Raw genomic sequence first — 17,803 nt, forward strand, 5'->3', positions numbered from 1 at the left:
ACCAGCTGCCGGCGAGGCCGCCTAGATTCGGCGGGCGGCCTTCACTACGACGTCGAGCAGCTCACCCGGGCCGGGGAGCGCCCGGGTCTGCTCCTCTGCGGTTTCAATCTGCCAGACCGCCGGGTCCAGCGTCCCCATCACGTCTGCGAGCGTGACTTGCGCTTCGGCGGGAGGGCGGTTGCCGTGGTCGTGGTGGTGTCCTTGAGCCTGGTCCTGACCGGAGGCTGCGGGCCCGTGCCGGTGGCCCACAATCAGCAGTGTGCCGCCGGGAGCCACCCAGTTGGAAATGCGGGTGTAGAACGCCAGCTGGGGAATGGAGGGGTGAGCGTAGCTGGTGACCACGAGGTCAAACTTCTGCTGCGGTTCCCACGACACCAGATCGGCCTCAACCCATGTCACGCTGCCGGCTGCCGGCTGCGGGGTACGGCCCGCCGCCTGTGCGAGAGCCGCGGCGGAAATGTCGGCCCCTGTCACGTCCCAGCCGCGGGCAGCAAGCCAGAGTGCCTCAGCGCCGGCACCGCATCCGGCGTCCAGGGCCGTGCCCGGGGCCAGATCTGCGGTTTCACGCACTACATACGGATTTGCTGCCGGCTCCGGGGCTGTTTCCGGGCCGGCGGCAGGTGCAGTCTCGCCGGACTCCTGCCAATGGCGTTCCCAGTAGTCCTTGTCGAACGTGTGCTCTCCGGGCTGGTGCCCGCTTGCGTTTTCCACTTGAAACCCTTTTTGCCGGTGGCCGTTGCCGCGATGGATGGATATATCCATCGTCTCCGGCGGGATTCAGAAGGGGCAAGCGGTGTTGCCGGAACGGCAACCTGCTCCGTCCCCGGCAGCTAATCCCCGGCGAAAGCCTCAGTGGGTAACTGTCGTCTGCTGATACAGCGCAAGCCGCGTCTGTCCCTGAACCATGCAGTAAACGCTGGACATGAGTGCGCTGAAGGGCTCATCCTGTCCCTTGCGGGCGGCCGTTGCCCGGTAGACCAGAGCAGCGGTCTCCGCACCCGCCGGCACCACCCGTGCGTCCGTCAATGTGTAGGACGCCCAGGGAGGGGCCTGGTTGAGGGAGCCGGCAATCTCGTCGCGGCCGAGCACCATGCCGTTGACAAGAATCATCACCCCGTCCGGCGTCATGAGCTCACCGTAGTAGGTGCCGCCCTCCGAGCGGCACAGCGCGTCCCAGCCGAGGTGCTCGAGGGCGAGCAGGTGTGGAAGATCCAGTCCGGCCATGCCCCGAGGGTACTGGGGCTGCCCGCAGGCAGGAAGAGCGGCCCCGCAGGCGGGGCCGCTCTTCCACCGGTACCGCAGGGTTACGCCGGAGCGCCAATCATCGGCAGGGTTTCGGCCATCGAGCCCAGTTCGGCCAGCAGCGCGGGGGCGCTGCCCAGCGAATACGCGTTCTGCCGTCCCCAGAGGAAATAGCGGTGGATCGAGTAATCGATGTCGGCACCCATGCCGCCGTGCAGGTGCTGGGTGGTGTGCACAACACGCAGGCCGCCCTGGGCCGCCCACCAGGAGGCCACCAACGAGGCCGACTCGGCGTCGTCGCTCTCCCGGTCCACGAGCCAGGCAGCCCGGCGGGTGGTGAGCTTGATCCGTTCGGCATCCAGGTGGGCATCAGCCGCGCGGGCCGAGACAGCCTGGTTGGTGGAGAGCGGGCGGTCGAACTGGATGCGTTCGGACGTGTAGGCGGCCGTGATGGCGATAGCTTCGTCGCAGACTCCCGCCTGAACCGCCGCCAGTGCGATGCGCCCGAGCAGGCGCGCCTGCCGGATGGCTGCACCGCCGCCGGTAAGCACCTCGTCGTCGTCGACGTGCACCGCGCTCAGCACCACCGTCGCCGCAGCCCCCTGATTCGTCACGGCGATGCTCTCGCGGTGAACGCCTTCACGGTCCGTGGGAAGCAGGACGGCAACCACACCGGAATCCGTCGTCACCGGAACGAGCAGCGCATCAGCTGCCGGGGCGCCCGGCACCGCCGACAATATTCCGGAAAGCTTCCATCCCGAGCCGTCCCGTTCAGCGCGAACCGCGTTGTCTCCGTCAACACCGGCATCAATGGCACCGACAATCAGCGCTGAGCCGTCGAGGAACGCGGGAAGCCAGCGTTCGCACTGCGCCTGCGTGCCCCATGACGCCAGCGGCATTGCCGCCATCGCCACCGCGGCGGCCAGCGGTACCGGGGCGACCCGGCGTCCCTGCTGCTCGAGCACCGCAGCCAGCGCCAGCATGCCCAGACCGGAGCCGCCGTGTTCCTCGGGAAGCGCCAGTCCAAGGATTCCGCTCTCGGCCAGAGCGGCCCAGAGCCTGCCGTCGTGTCCGCCGAGCTCCCGCTCGACGTCCCGCACGCGCTGGAGGTCGGCCAGCTGGGTGAAGATTTCTTCGGCTAGCTGCGCGGCTTCGCGCAGATCCTCATCGAGTTCGAACTGCATGCGCGTCTTCTTTCTTCTCTTGGCGGCGTGCCGCCAGTGTCATTCCCAGTGCCTTGGCAGCAACGATGTCCCGCAGGACCTCGTTGCTGCCCCCGCCGAAGGTGTTGTTCTGTGCCCGGCGCGCCAGGGTCTCGACGCGGCCGGAAATAGCAGCTCCCGGGGAGCCGGCCCGCAGCAGCCCCGCCACGCCGAGGACTTCCTGCAGCTTGCCGTAGACCTCCACCACGGTTTCGGTGCCGATCACCTTCGCCGCCGCTGCCTCGCCGCCGCCGAGAGTCCCGGCCGCGACATCGGCCACCAGCCGCAGGTTTACCAGCTCCGCCGCCGAGAGCAGGGCATACACCTCGGCCAGCGTCGACCGGACCCACGGCAGGTCTATGACACAGCCGGAGCCGAGCGGTTCCGCGCGGGCCCACTCAACGACCTGGCCGAAAACCTCGTTGGCAATGCCGCCGCGGGCTGCCAGCGCCACCCGCTCATGGTTGAGCTGGTTCGTAATCATCCGCCAGCCGCCGTTCAGCTCGCCGACAACGTTGCTGAGCGGAATCCGCACGTCCTGGTAATAGGTGGCTGCGGTGCTGATGCCGCCGACGGTGTGGATCTCGGTGGCGGAAAAGCCCGGAGCCGAGGTGGGCACCATGACCACTGAGATGCCCTTGTGGCGCGGAGCGTCGGGGTCGGTGCGCACGGCCAGCCAGATCCAGTCCGCGAAGATACCGGCGCTGGTGAAGAGCTTGTTGCCGTTGATGACCATTTCGTCCCCCGCAATCCGGCCCGAGGTGCGCAGTGACGCAAGGTCGGTGCCCGCTCCGGGTTCGGAGTAGCCGATGGCGAAGGTCAGCTCGCCGGCGAGGATGGGCGGCAGGAAAAACTCCTTCTGCTCCGGGGTGCCGTATTTCATCAGTGCCGGCGCAACGGTGTTGAGACTGACCAGGGACAGCGGCGCATTGGCGCGGATTACCTCGTCGTAGAACACGAACTGTGCCTCGGGGTCTTCGCCCCGGCCGCCGTATTCCTTGGGCCAGCCCAGGCCGAGCCAGCCGTCGGCGCCCATCTGCTTCAGGATCCGGGTGAAGGTCGGGCCGCCTTCCGTTTGGTGCACGAGGTCGCGGGCATCCTCCTCGCTGATGATCTCGGCAAAGTAGGCGCGCAGGTCAGCGCGCAGCTGCTTCGATGCCGGTGAGAGGTCGGGGTTCATTTTTCACTCCTGTAGCTCAATGGTCGGTGGCAAGTATGAGGGCGCTGTGCGGCACGGGGGATCCGCCGGTAACGAGCACGTTTGAGAGGGCCTTCTCCGGCTGGTTGGTCGAGGTGCCGCGGATCAGGCGCACGCCTTCGGCAATGCCGTTCACGCCGTGCAGGTACCCTTCGCCCAGCTGGCCGCCGTGGGTGTTGATGGGCAGGCTGCCGGTGAGCTCGAGTGCGCCGTCGGCGATCATGCCCTTGGCTTCCCCTCGCTTGCAGAACCCGTATTCCTCGAGCTGAAGCAGGACCATGGGCGTAAAGGCGTCGTACAGGATGGCGGCGTCGATGCCCTCGGGCCCGTGCCCGGCCTGCTGCCACAGCTGCCGGGCGACCAGCTCAACTTCCGGCATTTCGTCGATGGAGTCCCGGTAGTAGCTGGACATGGAGATCTGCTGCGGCCCGACGCCCTGCGCTGCGGCGGTGATGATGGCCGGCGGATGCGGCAGATCGCGGGCACGCTCGGCACTCACGATGACCAGCGCCTGCCCGCCGTCGGTTTCCTGGCAGCAGTCCAGCAGACGCAGCGGATCGGCGATAAACCGCGAGGCCTGATGGTCTTCGATCGTGATGGGCCGGTTGTGGAACCAGGCCTTAGGATTCCTGGCGGCATGCTTGCGCGACAACACGGAGATCTGGCCGAAATCGGCACTGGTGACCCCAAACTCCTGCATGTACCGCCGGGCCAGGAAGGCCTCCTGCGCCGCCGGGGTCAGCAGGCCGTAGGGATTAATCCAGTTGCGGTACTCCTGGTCTGTGGTGCTGGCATAGGCGAACTGGGGCGGGCCGGAGCCGAAACGGTGGCCGGAGCGCTCGTTGAAGGCGCGGTAAACGACGACGACGTCGGCAACGCCGCTGGCCACTGCCAGCGCCGCCTGCTGCACGGGCGCACAGGCCCCGCCGCCGCCGTGCGGGATGCGGCTGAAAAACTTCAGCTCCGGGATGCCGAGGGCCCGGGCTACGGCAATTTCCGGGTTGTTTTCCATGGAGAACAGGGAAAAGCCGTCAACTTCCTCCACCCCGATCTGGGCGTCGGCCAGTGCGGCGAGGACCGCTTCACAGGCGAGGCGCCACTCGCTACGGCCGGAGTCCTTGGAAAACTCAGTGGCACCAATGCCCGCGATCGCGGCGCGGCCGGAAAATCCGCTCACGCCGCACGCTCCGTCCGCAGCTGAAGGCTGACCGTTGCCGCGAGGTGCATTCCGCGCTCATGGTTTCCCGTTACGTTCACGGTGACGGCGTCGCCGTCCCCGGCCGTGACCTCTCCGGTGAGGTGCAGGACGTCGCCCGGGTGCAGCGGCATGCCCAGGCGCAGCGACACGGAGCGCAGCCGTGCAGCGGGTCCGGCCCAGTCGGTGATGTAGCGGCTGACAACACCGTTGGACGTGTTGATGCTGATGAAGACATCGGGGGCACCGCGGCGGACGGCTGCATCCGGGTCGTGGTGCACATCCTCGAAGTCCTGCGAGGCGATGGCGCCGGCAACAATAAAGGCGCGGTCAACGGGAATCTCCAGCTCGGGGAGCAGGTCTCCCGGTGCGAAACCGTTCGTGGTCATGACACTCCTTGGTGCTGTGCGTCTGGTGCGTCTTCTAGTGCTGATTCGTCTTCTGCCGCTGTTCCTTCGCTGCCCCGTGGCCGGAGCCGCAGCCGCGGCAGCATCTCGCCGCGGGCATGCTCGGCAAAAAAGACCTCCACCGGGCAGCCGACGGCCAGCAGGTCATGGTCGGTGGGCTCGAAGTCCGCCACCAGACGCGTTCCGGTGTCGAGATCTACAAGGCCAACCAGCAGGGGATAGGTGAAGGCGGGATCCTGGGGGTGATGCACAACGGTCCAGCTGTGCAGGGTTCCCTGCCGGTTTGACTCCACTGAGTCCCATTCGAAGGAACGGCACTTCGGGCATGTCGGCGCCGGCGGATGGCGCAGCGTGGTGCAGTCGGTGCAGCGCTGGACGACCAGGCGCCCTTCGGCGGCAGCATCGAACCAGAACACGTTGTCGTGCGTGCGCACAATGGGTGGAACTGCAGTACCCGGGGTTGTCATGAGCCCTCCTTGGGCCGGAACCGCAGCAGCGTGAAGCGCTCGGTGGTGATGGTTTCCTGGTCGGCGTCCTCGTAGCGTTTTCCGAGAATGATGAAGTAGCCCTCGCCGAGTCCCGTCTGCTTCGGTCCGGTGATGGACTCGATGGTGATGTGGCAGGTGACCTGCAGGCCCACGGTCAGTTCCCGCTCGTACTCCTGCTCCATCCGGGTGGCGACCACGGAGGTGTAGCCGGCCCGGTCAAGCAGGGACAGCAGCTCGGCGTACGGAGTCTGCTCCACGATGCCTGCCGCGCGGGCACGCTGCACCTCGCGCCACCGGCGGTATCCGGACATTACCCAGGTGGACACCATGGCCGGGGGAGCGATGATGCCGCTGCGGCCGCTTTCCCGTGCCGCCGCCTCATCGACGTAGACCGGGTTGCGGTCATCCAGGGCTTCGGCCCAGTTCCGGATCATCGCTTCCGAGACCCCGTACCGCGCCATCCGGGGCGGCTCGGCGACGGTTCCGACAAATCGCTGCAGCGCCTCAGCGCTCAGTACCTGCTCCGCCGTCGTCATCGGGCACCGGCCCCTACGGTGCCAACGGCCCCCACGAGTGCCTGCGATGCTGCCGGCAGGGAATTGATCCGGCCCGCGGCAATGAATTCGGCCCGAATGGCTTCGCGGTGTTCTTCTTCCAGGGGAATGAAGGCGCTGCTGCGGTTCCGCGCCCACCAGACATTCTCTGCTTCCCAGGCCACCCTGCGCAGCGGAGCCTTGTCGATTTTGGCGTTGGCCGTTGTGGGGGCTTCATCAACAACACGCACAAAGGTTGGGCGCCACTTGGTGCCCAGATCAGGCTGGGCAGCCAGGAAGTCTGCCAGATCGACGGGGTCGAATTCGGCACCCGGATTGAGCACCACGGTGCACATGAGCTGATCGCCTGTGCGGGGATCGGGTACCGCATAGGCATGGACACCGGAGATTGACGGGTGCCGGGAGATGATGCGCTCAATGGGGGCGGTGCCAAAGTTTTCACCGTCCACCCGGAGCCAGTCCGAGGTCCGGCCGCCGAAGTAGAAGTAGCCCTCCTCGTCGCGGTATCCCAGATCCCCGGTCCAGAAGTCGTCCCCGCCGAAACGCAGCCGATCGGCCATTGCCTCCGGGTTCTTGTAGTACCCCTCAAAGCGTGGCCCGGCCCCGACCACCACAATCTCACCGGTGGCTTCCTCGGCGTTGAGCAGGCGCCCGGTGCCGTCGAACTGCGCCCGGGGGCATTCGGCGCCGTCGTCGGAGCGGATCTCCACCGTCATGCCCGCAGCGGGAAGTCCGAGCGCACCGCTGGGTGTGCCCGGGACGGGGACGATGCGGATGATGCCCTCGCTGGATCCAAACCCTTCACGGACCTCACATCCGAACCGCTTTCGGAAGGCTTCCGCTTCCGCCGGGGACGCTTCAGAGCCGAAGACTGACTCGAGGGAGTTCTCAGCATCGGCCGGGTCTTCCGGCTGGGCGAGAATGTAGCTCAGCACGCGCCCGACATAGTTCACGAAGGTCACTTTGTTCTCCCGGATGTCGCGGGAGAACCGGCTGGCCGAAAACTTGCGCACCATGACAACGGTGGCGCCGGCCTCGGCTGCGGTTGCCAGGTTCATCATGATGCCGTGGCCGTGGAACAGCGGCAGGTGCAGGTAGCTGACCGATCCGCGGTGCAGCGAAATCCGGTCCTTCAGGCTGGGCGTCACGGTGCCAAGCCGGCCCTGGGTGCAGATCACGGCTTTGGGCGCTCCGGTGGACCCGGAGCTGAACAGCAGGAGATAGATTGCGGACGGGTCCGGGATCACCGCGGGCAGGGGAGCCCCGGAATGGCCTGCCAGCAGCTCTGTATATGCGGGGGACTCCACATCGAAGATACGGTCCGCGGGGACCGGCAGTTCGGGACGGTCATCTGCCGCCAGATAGAGGGGCTCGCTCACCAGCAGATCGCAGTCGGCATGCATCATGTCGTGTGTGAGCTCGGCGCCGCGCCGCGTGGGATTAATGCCGACGACGACGTCGCCGCTCAGCGCTGCGGCAAGCAGCCAGAAAACGTAATCGGGGGTGTTCTGCAGCAGGATCCCAACATGGACCTGGCTCCGTCCGGCACCCGGCGTGATCGTTCCAAGAACGGCGGCCCGGGCCGAGGCCTCGTTGATCACCTCTGCCCAGCTCCAGCTCCGGCCTTCGAAACGCAGCCCCTCATGCTCATCCTGTGCGCGGGTTCTCACCACTTCTGCGTACGTTCGCACCGCATCTTCTCCTTGTTGTCCCAGCGTTTGGGTCCACGCTAGGTGAACTTCAGCCCCGCTCCGCCGCTGTCCCACCCAGTGGAATCCCACTGGGTGGAATCGGACCGGCACCGGGCCTGCCGCGCGGCAGGCTGTACCCATGACTGATGCACAGCCGTTTGATGAGGCCCTGCGGGAAGACGCAGGACCCCGCAGCGGTGTTCTGGAACGCGTCACCCTGATCATGGACTGCCTGGGCGAGGCCCCCGGCCATCTCGTGCTTGAAGATGTAGCCGCCATCACCGGCCTTGCGCGGTCCACAACTTTCCGTTTGCTCCGCCAGCTGGCGGACCTGGGCTGGGTGAGCCACGACGCCGGGGGTTATGTGCTCGGACCGCGTTTGGCATACCGCGGTGTGTTGTCGGATTTTGACGGACTTCGCGAGGCCGCGTCACCGGTACTGGGTGAGCTGGCGGCTGCCACCGGCTTCACTGCGCATCTGGGAATCATGCACCGCGGATTTGTGGACTACGTGGACAGAACGGGCGTTGGAGCGCGGTCAAGCGTGCCAACCCGGATCGGAACGAGGATTTATGCCCCGGAATCAACCTCGGGCATGGCGATGCTTGCCTGGCTGGACCGCGAGGAAGTCGACGCCGTCATTGAGCTCGCCGGCGTGAACCGGCCGGGCGGCCGCGACGAGCTCCACCGGGAACTTGCCGCTGTTCGGCGGCGCGGGGGCCTGGCCTGCCGGGACGGCAGCCGCCATGCCAGCGGTGTCAGCTCGGTGGGCGCTGCAATCATGGGTCCGGGGGGACCGGTCGGCGCAGTGTCCGTTGCCCACCGGGGAGCCATCCCGGAGCAGGTCACCGGGCCGCTGGTACTGCAGGCCGCCGCGGCCATCGGTGCCGGGCTCGGCAACGGGGCGGCGGGCGGGCCGCGGTGAAGTCCCGGCAGCAGCTCTGTTACCGTAACCAAACGAGCGCTAGCCATAGAAGCGCCGGACAAAGGAGTCCCATGCTCGCCGAGATGGCCTTTTTTTCATTTGTCGAACTCACGGACGCCTCATCGCACGGCGCCTACAACCGCTGGCATCAACTCGACCACCGGCCGGAAAACCTCGCCCTTCCCGGCGTGGCCTGGGGGGACCGCTGGGCGCGCACCGGCAAGGAGGCGGACCCCGTTCGGGGAACCGCCGTGGACGGCACGGACTACGTGGCTATGTATTGGTTCCGGGCACCCGTGGAGGAGAGCATCGCGGCCTGGGACCGTCTGGGTGAAGCTTCGTTCCAATGGGGGCGCGGCCCCATCATTCCGGGAGTCCGGCGGCCGCTTCTCGGATTCTTTCGGCCGGTCAAGGGCTATGCAGCGGCAAGGGTGCTGGTCGATCCGGATGTCCTGCCCTACCGTCCCAACCGCGGACTGCACCTGACCCTGACGCGCCATCCCGAGCCCCACAGCCGGGAGGCACACACAGCCTTCGCCTGGGAAGATACCCGCCTTATTCCGGAACTGCTCAGCGTAGACGGAGTGGCCGGGGCCTGGACGTTCTCATTCAGCCATCCGCAGCAGCACGGCACCCTGCCGTTCAAAGGTTCAGTGTCCGAGCCTCCCGGCGGCCTGCGGATCCGGATGCTCTACTTGGACGAAGATCCGGGCCCGGTCTCCCGGGACGTCGCACGGGCGGAACAGGCCCTCAGCACCGCACCGGACGCCCCGCGGAACACTGGCGAAGTACTGTTCGCGTCGCCGCTGCAGACCATCATTCCGTGGCAGGACTGGTAGCTTTCCCGTCCGTCCCCGTCCACCGGACACCATCACCAGCATCTCAACCGAAGGGAGCGCACATGGCGCTAACAGATTCCACCGACAGCCTCGTCAGCACCGAATCGCGCCAGGGGGTGGTGTGGCTGCGCTTCAATCGGCCGGACACCCTCAACGCGGTCTCTACCGCAGCACTTGCGGAACTCGCCGCAGCCCTTGAATCGTCCCGGGATGCGGACGCCGTCGTCATCACCGGAGCGGGCCGCGCCTTCTGTACCGGCGCCGATCTTGGCACCGACGTTACGGGAGCCACCGTTGCCGCTGCTGCCGACGCGGTCTCCCTGATTGCGGAGATCCCCGCACCGGTGATCGCCGCCGTGAACGGGCCGGCTGCAGGTGTGGGCGCTTCCCTTGCCTTTGCCTGCGACCTGGTGCTGGCTGCGGAATCAGCCTTCTTTCTCCTTCCCTTCCTGCCCCTGGGCCTGGTGCCCGACGGCGGGGCAACCCACGCCGTCGTGACCGGCGCCGGCCGGATTCGGGCCGCCCGCATGGCGTTTGGCGGAGAACGGATTCCCGCGGCCCTCGCCGCCGAATGGGGACTGGTAGGGGAAGTGGTTCCCGATGCTCAACTGGGTTCCCGGGTCGACGACGTCGTCGCGCGGCTGTGCTCCGCGCCTCGAGCGGCAGTATCGGAAACCAAGCGCCTGCTGCGGGCCGCGGAGGCTCCCGCCCTGCAGTCCGCCCTGGAGCGGGAGCTCGAGATTCAGTCGGACCTGCTGGGCAGACAGGAGTACGCACGGGCCCGCACAGGGTTCCTGGCCCGGAAACCGGTGGATTTCCGCGGCGAGCGCGGCTGAAGGCTCTCATGGATAAAGTGCCTGCAGGGCTCCGCCCGTGAGCGGCGCCGGAGCATACGCCGATCAAACGCGCCGTCTCCGCACCACGAGCGCCGGTCAGCTGGCCGCGCTGCAGTCCGGACAACTGCCGCCGCCCGAAGCTGTTGCGGACAAGGTGTGGGCCATCGCCGCGCCCATCCCCGAAGGCAGCGTCACCTACACGCTCAGCTATGTCCTGGTCAGTGCTGATTCAACCTCATTCTCCATCCTGGATCCGGGGTGGGACTCGCCGGAGAACCTTGACTCCCTCCGCCGGTCCCTGGGGCTGATCGGGCTTGCCCTCGAAGGCCTCTCCACCGTCGTCGCCACCCATCACCACCCCGACCACCTCGGCATCGCCTCCACACTCAAAGCCATGACGGGTGCCAGAGTGGTGCTCTCCGGCATAGAGCGGGCCGTCCTGACCTACCAGCTCAGTCCCGGGCTGCGGAACCCGGCGTCGTACACCAGGGTCCTGGAGGCATGGGGAGTTCCCAAGGCGCGCCGCGCCGAGCTTGTTGCTGCCTTTGCCCGCACACCCGATTTTTCCGACATTGAGCCTGACGTGCTGCTGGCGGACGGAGACGTGCTGGACCTGGACGGACACAGCCTCACCGCTGTTGCGACGCCCGGCCACACCGGTGGCCATCTGTGCTTTGCCGACAATGACCGGGGGCTCCTCTACAGCGGTGACCACATACTGCCGCAGATTCACTCCGGGTTCGGGCTCGGCGCCCTCCCCGGAGATCAGCCGCTGCCTGATTACCTGACGTCGCTGCAGTCCCTGCGGCGGTTCGCTGCACATGAGGTGCTGCCGGGGCATGAGTTCCGCTTCCTCGGGCTCGACGCACGGGCAGCTGAAATCTCCGTGCACCAGCTGCGGCGCACGCTGCGTATTGCGGATCTGCTGCCGGAGCTGGGAGACGCCCCGGTGTGGGACTATGCGCGGCTGCTGCACGGGCCGGGTTGGTCCCGCCTTTCCGGATTCTTCCTGCATGCAGCGCTGCGGCAGACGGAAATGCATCTGGACCTGGCGCGAAGCCCGCACCTGGCAGAGCTGCTTGCGCCCTTTCCCGCGCTCAGGCCCCCGGAGGCTGCCTCAGCTGGCTCCGCTGACTAGGCACTCCCGGAGACTAGGCACTCCCGGAGACTAGGCACTCCCGCAGGACGGCCGGCAGCCGGATTGGCCGTTGATCGGGAGAAACGGTCACGAGCCAGTTGGATGCCGTGGCCACCAGGGCGCTGTCGGTGCGGCGCCACATTTCGAAGTCGAACCGCACCGAGGACGTGCCGATATCTCCCACGCGGAGCTCGATGGTGATCTCGTCAAAGAGTTTGGCGGGAAGCAGGTAGTCGCAGTGGGTTGCTCTCGACACGGTCCACCAGCCGAACCGTTCGAGCAGCGTGTCCTGCCGCAGGCCCTGCAGGAACAGCCATTCCGTTTGCAGCGCCTCCATGCGCGGAAACCAAGCAGCGTAATACAGGATTCCGGCGGGATCTGTGTCCGCATAGCTCAGCCGCTGTGTGTGCTCGTGCAGCAGCGGGTGCTGCTGGGTGGCTGCCGATGCCGTCTGGCTGTCCATCGGGTTGTTCCCTGCCTTCGTCGGTTGTTCCGCTGGCAAGCCCGCTCCAGGACGGGTCCTGCCTCGTAAAACAAACATAGCGCTTGCTTGGTTCTTGGGCTACGGTGTGACGATGTGCAATGAAGCTCGAGCCTTAACGGCTGCAAGACCTCCGGCGCCAGGGGGCCGGACCGCATGATCAAGTTTCTGCTGCGAAAGCTCGCCACAACGTTGCCGCTTCTCGTCGTAGTGCCCTTCCTGGTGTTCGCGATGATTGAACTGGTGCCGGGGGACCCCGCCGCAATTCTCGCGGGCGAGAACGCCGATCCGGCGCAGATTGAGGCCGTCCGCGATAAGCTGAACCTCGGCTCACCGCTCATTGTCCGCTACGGGAACTGGCTCCTCAGTGCCGTCCAGGGCGATTTGGGAACCTCGTTCACTTCGGGCTCCACTGTCATCGGACTGCTGGGCAGAAGCCTGGGGGCAACGCTCTCCCTAGTGGCATTGGCACTGCTGATCGCGGTGGTGATCGGAGTCGCTCTCGCTGTCGCCGCTGCTGCCCGGCCGCACGGTCTGCTCGACCGGTTCGTCAGCGCAGCTTCAGCGCTGGCGATCGCGATGCCAACCTTCTGGCTTGGCCTGCTTCTCGTCTCGCTCCTGGCCATCCAGATCCCGCTCTTTCCGAGTTTTGGCTATGTTCCGCCGGGGGAGGGTATCGGCCCCTGGTTGGCACACCTTTTCCTGCCGGCGCTGGCTCTCAGCGTGCTCCCCGCCGCCGAACTGGTCATGCAGCTTCGGTCGTCACTACTGAACGCCATGACAACCGACTATGTCCTGAATGCCCGCGCCAAAGGGCTGTCATCGTTGAGTGTGATGTTCAAGCACGGCATGAAAAACGCACTCGTGCCCGTGGTCACCGTGTTCGGATTCCGGGTTGCTGAGATCTTGGGCGGCACTGTGGCAATCGAGTTCATTTTCAACATATCGGGGCTTGGCCGCCTGGCACTCGACGCCGTACAGGCCCGGGACATCCCTGTCGTGCTTGGCTTCGTGCTCTTCACGACCCTCGTTGTCGTCGTAGTGAACTTCCTCGTCGACCTTTCCTATGGATTCCTGAGCCCAAAGGTGCGCGCATGACAAATCCCGTCAAGTTGATGCCAGCTTCCTCTACCGATCCGGAGCCGGAGGCAGCGACTCCCCGGGTCCGGTCGGGAGGTGTGGGATGGCTGTGGAAGAAACCCGCGACATTGCTGAGCACCTTGTTTATCCTGCTGCTGATCACTGTGGCCGTCCTGGCACCCGTTATCAGTCCGTTTGCTCCCGATGCCCAGAACCTCATGGAACGGCTGGCTCCGCCGTCTTCGAAGCACTGGCTCGGCACAGACGAATACGGGCGCGACGCGCTCAGCAGACTTATTTTCGGTGCGCGGGTCTCGCTCCTTGCTGCCGTACAGGCTGTATCGATCACGCTCGTCCTCGGACTGCCGCTGGGGATCATCGCAGGGTATGTCGGCGGGTGGTTCGACACGGTAATGAACCGGGTCATGGATGTGCTCATGAGCGTCCCCTCACTCGTGCTTGCCCTCACCATTGTGGCCGTGCTCGGTCCGGGTATCACCGAGGCAATGCTGGCAATCGGCATTGTGCTGACTCCACGCACCTTCCGGGTCGCCCGGGCAAGCACACTTGAAGTCCGGAATGACACCTACATTGAAGCGGCGCGGGCCGTCGGCGCATCAACAGGGCGAATCATCGTGCGCAATATTCTTCCGAACGTGACGCCTCCGATCATCCTGGTCTCAGCGGTCTCCCTCGGAACGGCAGTTGCAGCGGAAGCCAGTTTGAGCTTCCTCGGGCTGGGAGTGCGGCCGCCCACCGCGAGCTGGGGGTCGATGCTCGACAACGCTGCCTCCACCATGGGCATTGCACCTCTCCACGTGTGGCCTCCCGGCATCGCCATCTTCCTCACGGTGCTGGCCTTTACCTACCTCGGTGAGGGGATGCGCGCTGCGCTCATCCGAACCCGTTCGAACGGAGCCAAATCATGACCGAACCGCACCGCCAGGACTTCGGCGCCAACGCCAGGGCCGCCGCCGGCAATCTACTCGAAGTTGAAGGCCTCTCCATAGACGTCGCCGGTACGCAAAGCGGGCATATGCGAATTGTCGAGGATGTCAGCTTTTCAGTGGCTCGAGGGTCCAGTGTGGCTCTGGTTGGTGAATCCGGCTCCGGCAAGACCGTCACTTCCCTATCGATTATGGGGCTCAATGCGGCGACGGGCACCACCGTGGCAGCTGGATCGATCCAGTTCGATGGAACGGACGTGGTGACGGCATCGGAACGATCCATGCGCTCCATCCGGGGTGCCCGGATCGGCATGATCTTCCAGCAGCCAACCCGCAGCCTAAACCCGGCATATTCCGTAGGCGACCAGATCGCCGAATCAGCGCGGCGCCACCTCGGCCTTACCCGAAGGGAAGCGTGGAAGCGGGCAGTCCAGATGCTTGACCACGTGGGGATCCCGAACGCAGCCGCTCGGGCCAGGGAGTATCCGCATGCCTTCAGCGGAGGAATGTGTCAGCGGGTCATGATTGCAATGGCCATGGTCTGCGAACCTGAGCTGCTCATCGCAGACGAGCCCACGACTGCACTGGACGTAACCGTTCAGCGGAAGATTTTGGACCTCATCGCCGATATTCAGCAGGAGACCGGGGTCTCGGTGCTGTTTGTTTCCCACGACCTCGCCGTCGTGGCCGAGTTTTGCCAGCGGGTGGTGGTGATGTACGCGGGAAACGTCGTGGAGCACGGCCCGGTCGACGATGTCTTTTTCCGGCCGGCGCATCCCTACACCTCCGGACTGCTGGGAGCGATCCCGCGGCCGGCGGTGGATACGGGCGGGCGCATGCTGGCTATACCAGGTCAGCTGCCTGCAGTCGGGACACACTTTCCCGGATGCCGGTTCGCACCGCGCTGCGATTTCGCCCTTGACGAGGTATGCAACCGCGCGGTGCCGTCGATGCTGCAGGTCAGTGCGGCTCAGGAGGCTGAGCACGCGGCAAGGTGCGCCAGGACCGCCGAGTTGGCTCTCGCGGGGGTTGTCGCATGAGTCTGCTTGAGGTTGAACACCTGTCCAAAACCTTTACCCGGCGCAGGAAGCTGTTCGGGCGCCAGGGTCCGGCCGCTCCTGCTGTCGATGACGTCAGCTTTACGGTTGAGGAAGGCGAATGCCTGGCCGTTGTCGGGGAGTCCGGCGCCGGCAAGTCCACGCTCGGCCGTCTTGTCATCCGACTCATTGAGCCGGATGAAGGCGCAGTCCGCCTGGCCGGAATGGACATTCGTTCCTTGAATCCGCGGGAACTCCGTACCGCGCGCGAGCACATGCAGATGGTTTTCCAGGATCCGTACAGCTCCCTGGACCCCCGGATGACAATTCGAGCCTGCGTGGCCGAGCCGTTGCTGGCGCACACCCCTATGTCTCGGACGGAACGGGACCGGCGGGCAGCAGAGCTCATCGATACCGTCGGCCTCAGCTCCCGGTACCTGGACCGGTATCCGGTTGAACTCTCGGGCGGGCAGCTCCAGCGGGTTTCCATTGCCCGGGCAATCGCCCTAAAGCCGAAACTCATCGTCTGTGACGAGCCCGTTACCGCCCTGGACGTGTCGGTCCGTGCCCAGATCATCAACCTGCTCCAGGACCTTCGGTCGGAGTTCAATCTGACCTACCTCTTTGTGAGCCACGATCTTGCTCTGGTTGAAATCATCGCCGACCGGGTACTCGTCATGCGCGGCGGACGGGTGGTCGAGACCGCGCCTGCCGCCTCTATATTCAGGGACCCCCAGGACGCCTACACGCGCGAACTGATAAGTGCCACCCCCAATCCGATCCCTCCCCGCCGGGGACAGAACTAACCCTCGACACCGTGCGGAGGACATTGCCTCCGCCGCAACCTCGGCCCTTCCTGAGCCGTTATGACGAAAGGAATCAGATGTCACCTCAGCGCAGACGCGGCATTCACATGATCGCCCCCATTGCAGTCATCGGCCTGGCACTGGCAGGCTGTGCCGGCAACGGAGGATCAGCTGCACCCGCCGGAGACGGCGCTGTGGCGGAAGCCGACCCCTCGGCCGTACTCCGGGTCGTCACGCCGATGCCCTCGCGGTCGCTCGACCCCATCATGCAGACGAGCGCGGGCGAGCAGTCTTTTACGAGTCTGCTGTACGACCGTCTCCTGGTGGTTGATTCCAACGACGTGATCCTGCCAGGCCTTGCAACGGCGTGGTCATTTGCTGATGACGGCAGCTATCTCGAACTCCAACTTCGCGACGATGTTATGTTCCACGACGGCACGAAGCTGGACGCGCAGGCAGTCAAAATCAACCTTGACCGCGGCAGGGACACTCCTGACAGTTCGGTTCGGCAGTACCTCACGGACATTACCTCGGTGGACGCCGTGGACGCTGACACCGTCCGCATCAATCTCGTGGAGGGGCGCGGTGCCGGGCTTCCCGGTGTATTGACCACGAACGTCGGCATGATTGTGAGCCCCGCCGCGATAGCCGGATCGGTCGGTGACATTGCGACGGGCAAGGTCGACGCCGGCTCGGGCCCATACGTTGTTGACAGCTTCGTGGCGAACGAAAAGTCGGTCTTCACAGCGTCGGAGGGCTACTGGGATGATTCCGTCGGCCAGCTTGCGGGCATACAGATCGAGAACGTGCCCGATGCGATTACCCGCCTTAACGCTGTGAGGACAGGTGCCGCGGATTTCGCCTCGATCAGTTCGCCCACCGATATTCTCCAGGCGGAGCAGCTTGCCAAGACCGGGGAGGTCCGAACAACCGATGTCCGGTTCCGTGCTTCGCTCGGACTGATGATCAATTCCTCCAAAGGCGACATGGCCCAGCCGGAGGCGCGTCAGGCTGTTGCCCACGCCATTGATCCGGCCGGGATCAACGGGCTTTTCAGTGACCGCTGCACGCCGCGGAGCCAGTTCTACCCGGACTCGGAGTGGCCGGCAATCCAGGACTGGAACGGCGCGTACCCTTACGACCCGGAGAAGGCCAAGGAGCTCGTTTCGAAGCTGGGATCGGTGTCAATTGAGATCACAACCCCCGCCGGCTCCAATGCGGACCAGGCCGGAAATGCCATCCAGGCACAGCTGACTGAAGCCGGGATCAACGCAGAGCTCAGCCCGGTCCCGGTCAGCGAGGGCACCTCGCGCTACATCGCGGGTGACCTGCAATCATTCGTCCATGCAGCCGTTGCTCCTCATGCGGACCCCGCCGGGACAGTGAACTCATACATCACGTCCTCATACAAGCTGGCGGCCCTGCCGGAACAGCTTGCAGAAGTCTCACCGCTTGCGGACCAGGCCGCCAATCCGCTGCTTAGTCAGGAAGAGCGGGCCGGACTTTACCAGCAGATCTGGAAGGCCGCCCTCGACGGCGCGTGGTACGTGCCCATCTGTTCGATCGAGGCCATGTATGTCCACTCGGACAAACTCATGAACCCCGAAAACATTCCATGGGGCAACGCGGGCATTCAGGACTTCCGGTTCCTCGAGCTGGCCAAGTAGGCACTTTGCCGCACCCGGCTTCACCAGCGAATCTGGTGCGAATTCTCCCGTGAGCCGTGCATAACATCTC

Annotated in this window: 19 protein-coding genes; 9 read left to right on the forward strand and 10 right to left on the reverse strand. The window is 65.5% G+C overall.

Annotated elements, in window-relative coordinates:
- Nucleotides 1–21: 21 nt before the first annotated feature.
- The 9 genes from WKB88_RS02650 to WKB88_RS02690 form a co-directional block, all read right to left on the reverse strand.
- Entirely contained in the window at nt 22–711 is a 690-nt protein-coding gene (locus WKB88_RS02650; protein WP_341392988.1) for a class I SAM-dependent methyltransferase, read from the reverse strand.
- Nucleotides 712–849: 138 nt separating this feature from the next.
- On the reverse strand, nt 850–1,224 hold the full coding sequence (locus WKB88_RS02655) for a nuclear transport factor 2 family protein (RefSeq protein WP_341392989.1): 375 nt from the start codon (nt 1,222–1,224) through the stop codon (nt 850–852).
- 80 nt (nt 1,225–1,304) lie between these two features.
- Nucleotides 1,305–2,426 carry an acyl-CoA dehydrogenase family protein gene (locus tag WKB88_RS02660; protein WP_341392990.1) on the reverse strand — a complete coding sequence of 374 codons (1,122 nt, stop codon included), beginning with the start codon at nt 2,424–2,426 and terminating at the stop codon, nt 1,305–1,307.
- Nucleotides 2,407–3,624, reverse strand: a complete 1,218-nt coding sequence (locus WKB88_RS02665) for an acyl-CoA dehydrogenase family protein (protein ID WP_341392991.1) — start codon at nt 3,622–3,624, stop codon at nt 2,407–2,409. Before WKB88_RS02665 ends, WKB88_RS02660 begins: the two co-directional genes overlap by 20 nt.
- A 16-nt stretch (nt 3,625–3,640) precedes the next feature.
- Entirely contained in the window at nt 3,641–4,819 is a 1,179-nt protein-coding gene (locus WKB88_RS02670; protein WP_341392992.1) for a lipid-transfer protein, read from the reverse strand.
- Nucleotides 4,816–5,226, reverse strand: a complete 411-nt coding sequence (locus tag WKB88_RS02675; RefSeq protein ID WP_341392993.1) for a hypothetical protein — start codon at nt 5,224–5,226, stop codon at nt 4,816–4,818. Before WKB88_RS02675 ends, WKB88_RS02670 begins: the two co-directional genes overlap by 4 nt.
- Nucleotides 5,223–5,711 carry a Zn-ribbon domain-containing OB-fold protein gene (locus tag WKB88_RS02680; protein ID WP_341392994.1) on the reverse strand — a complete coding sequence of 163 codons (489 nt, stop codon included), beginning with the start codon at nt 5,709–5,711 and terminating at the stop codon, nt 5,223–5,225. The genes WKB88_RS02675 and WKB88_RS02680 overlap by 4 nt, the downstream gene beginning before the upstream one ends.
- Nucleotides 5,708–6,268 carry an FAS1-like dehydratase domain-containing protein gene (locus WKB88_RS02685; protein WP_341392995.1) on the reverse strand — a complete coding sequence of 187 codons (561 nt, stop codon included), beginning with the start codon at nt 6,266–6,268 and terminating at the stop codon, nt 5,708–5,710. The genes WKB88_RS02680 and WKB88_RS02685 overlap by 4 nt, the downstream gene beginning before the upstream one ends.
- Nucleotides 6,265–7,977: an AMP-binding protein gene (locus tag WKB88_RS02690; RefSeq protein WP_341392996.1), complete on the reverse strand. Its 1,713-nt coding sequence runs from the start codon at nt 7,975–7,977 to the stop codon at nt 6,265–6,267. Before WKB88_RS02690 ends, WKB88_RS02685 begins: the two co-directional genes overlap by 4 nt.
- A 139-nt stretch (nt 7,978–8,116) precedes the next feature.
- On the opposite strand from WKB88_RS02690, the gene WKB88_RS02695 reads away from it, so the two are divergent.
- From WKB88_RS02695 to WKB88_RS02710, 4 genes are all read left to right on the forward strand, one after another.
- Nucleotides 8,117–8,902, forward strand: coding sequence for an IclR family transcriptional regulator (locus tag WKB88_RS02695; protein WP_341392997.1), 786 nt, complete (start codon nt 8,117–8,119; stop codon nt 8,900–8,902).
- A gap of 71 nt (nt 8,903–8,973) precedes the next feature.
- Entirely contained in the window at nt 8,974–9,741 is a 768-nt protein-coding gene (locus WKB88_RS02700; RefSeq protein WP_341392998.1) for a hypothetical protein, read from the forward strand.
- Nucleotides 9,742–9,803: 62 nt separating this feature from the next.
- Complete coding sequence (locus WKB88_RS02705) at nt 9,804–10,577, forward strand: enoyl-CoA hydratase-related protein (RefSeq protein ID WP_341392999.1); 774 nt, start codon at nt 9,804–9,806, stop codon at nt 10,575–10,577.
- A gap of 37 nt (nt 10,578–10,614) precedes the next feature.
- Nucleotides 10,615–11,715: an MBL fold metallo-hydrolase gene (locus WKB88_RS02710; RefSeq protein WP_341393000.1), complete on the forward strand. Its 1,101-nt coding sequence runs from the start codon at nt 10,615–10,617 to the stop codon at nt 11,713–11,715.
- 13 nt (nt 11,716–11,728) lie between these two features.
- Here WKB88_RS02710 and WKB88_RS02715 read toward each other — a convergent pair whose 3' ends face one another.
- Complete coding sequence (locus WKB88_RS02715) at nt 11,729–12,178, reverse strand: acyl-CoA thioesterase (RefSeq protein ID WP_341393001.1); 450 nt, start codon at nt 12,176–12,178, stop codon at nt 11,729–11,731.
- Between the two features lie 174 nt (nt 12,179–12,352).
- On the opposite strand from WKB88_RS02715, the gene WKB88_RS02720 reads away from it, so the two are divergent.
- The 5 genes from WKB88_RS02720 to WKB88_RS02740 all read left to right on the forward strand — a co-directional run bounded on the left by WKB88_RS02720 (nt 12,353) and on the right by WKB88_RS02740 (nt 17,733).
- On the forward strand, nt 12,353–13,294 hold the full coding sequence (locus WKB88_RS02720; protein WP_341393002.1) for an ABC transporter permease: 942 nt from the start codon (nt 12,353–12,355) through the stop codon (nt 13,292–13,294).
- The gene (locus WKB88_RS02725) at nt 13,291–14,205 is read left to right on the forward strand and encodes an ABC transporter permease (protein ID WP_341393003.1); all 915 of its coding nucleotides are present in this window, start codon (nt 13,291–13,293) and stop codon (nt 14,203–14,205) included. Before WKB88_RS02720 ends, WKB88_RS02725 begins: the two co-directional genes overlap by 4 nt.
- On the forward strand, nt 14,202–15,263 hold the full coding sequence (locus tag WKB88_RS02730; protein ID WP_341393004.1) for an ABC transporter ATP-binding protein: 1,062 nt from the start codon (nt 14,202–14,204) through the stop codon (nt 15,261–15,263). The genes WKB88_RS02725 and WKB88_RS02730 overlap by 4 nt, the downstream gene beginning before the upstream one ends.
- Nucleotides 15,260–16,066 carry an ATP-binding cassette domain-containing protein gene (locus WKB88_RS02735; RefSeq protein WP_341393005.1) on the forward strand — a complete coding sequence of 269 codons (807 nt, stop codon included), beginning with the start codon at nt 15,260–15,262 and terminating at the stop codon, nt 16,064–16,066. Before WKB88_RS02730 ends, WKB88_RS02735 begins: the two co-directional genes overlap by 4 nt.
- Before the next feature lie 77 nt (nt 16,067–16,143).
- Nucleotides 16,144–17,733, forward strand: a complete 1,590-nt coding sequence (locus WKB88_RS02740) for an ABC transporter substrate-binding protein (protein ID WP_341393006.1) — start codon at nt 16,144–16,146, stop codon at nt 17,731–17,733.
- Nucleotides 17,734–17,803: the final 70 nt, after the last annotated feature.

The organism is Arthrobacter sp. G119Y2 (genome assembly GCF_038069765.1).
In the GTDB taxonomy this organism is placed as follows: domain Bacteria; phylum Actinomycetota; class Actinomycetes; order Actinomycetales; family Micrococcaceae; genus Arthrobacter_B.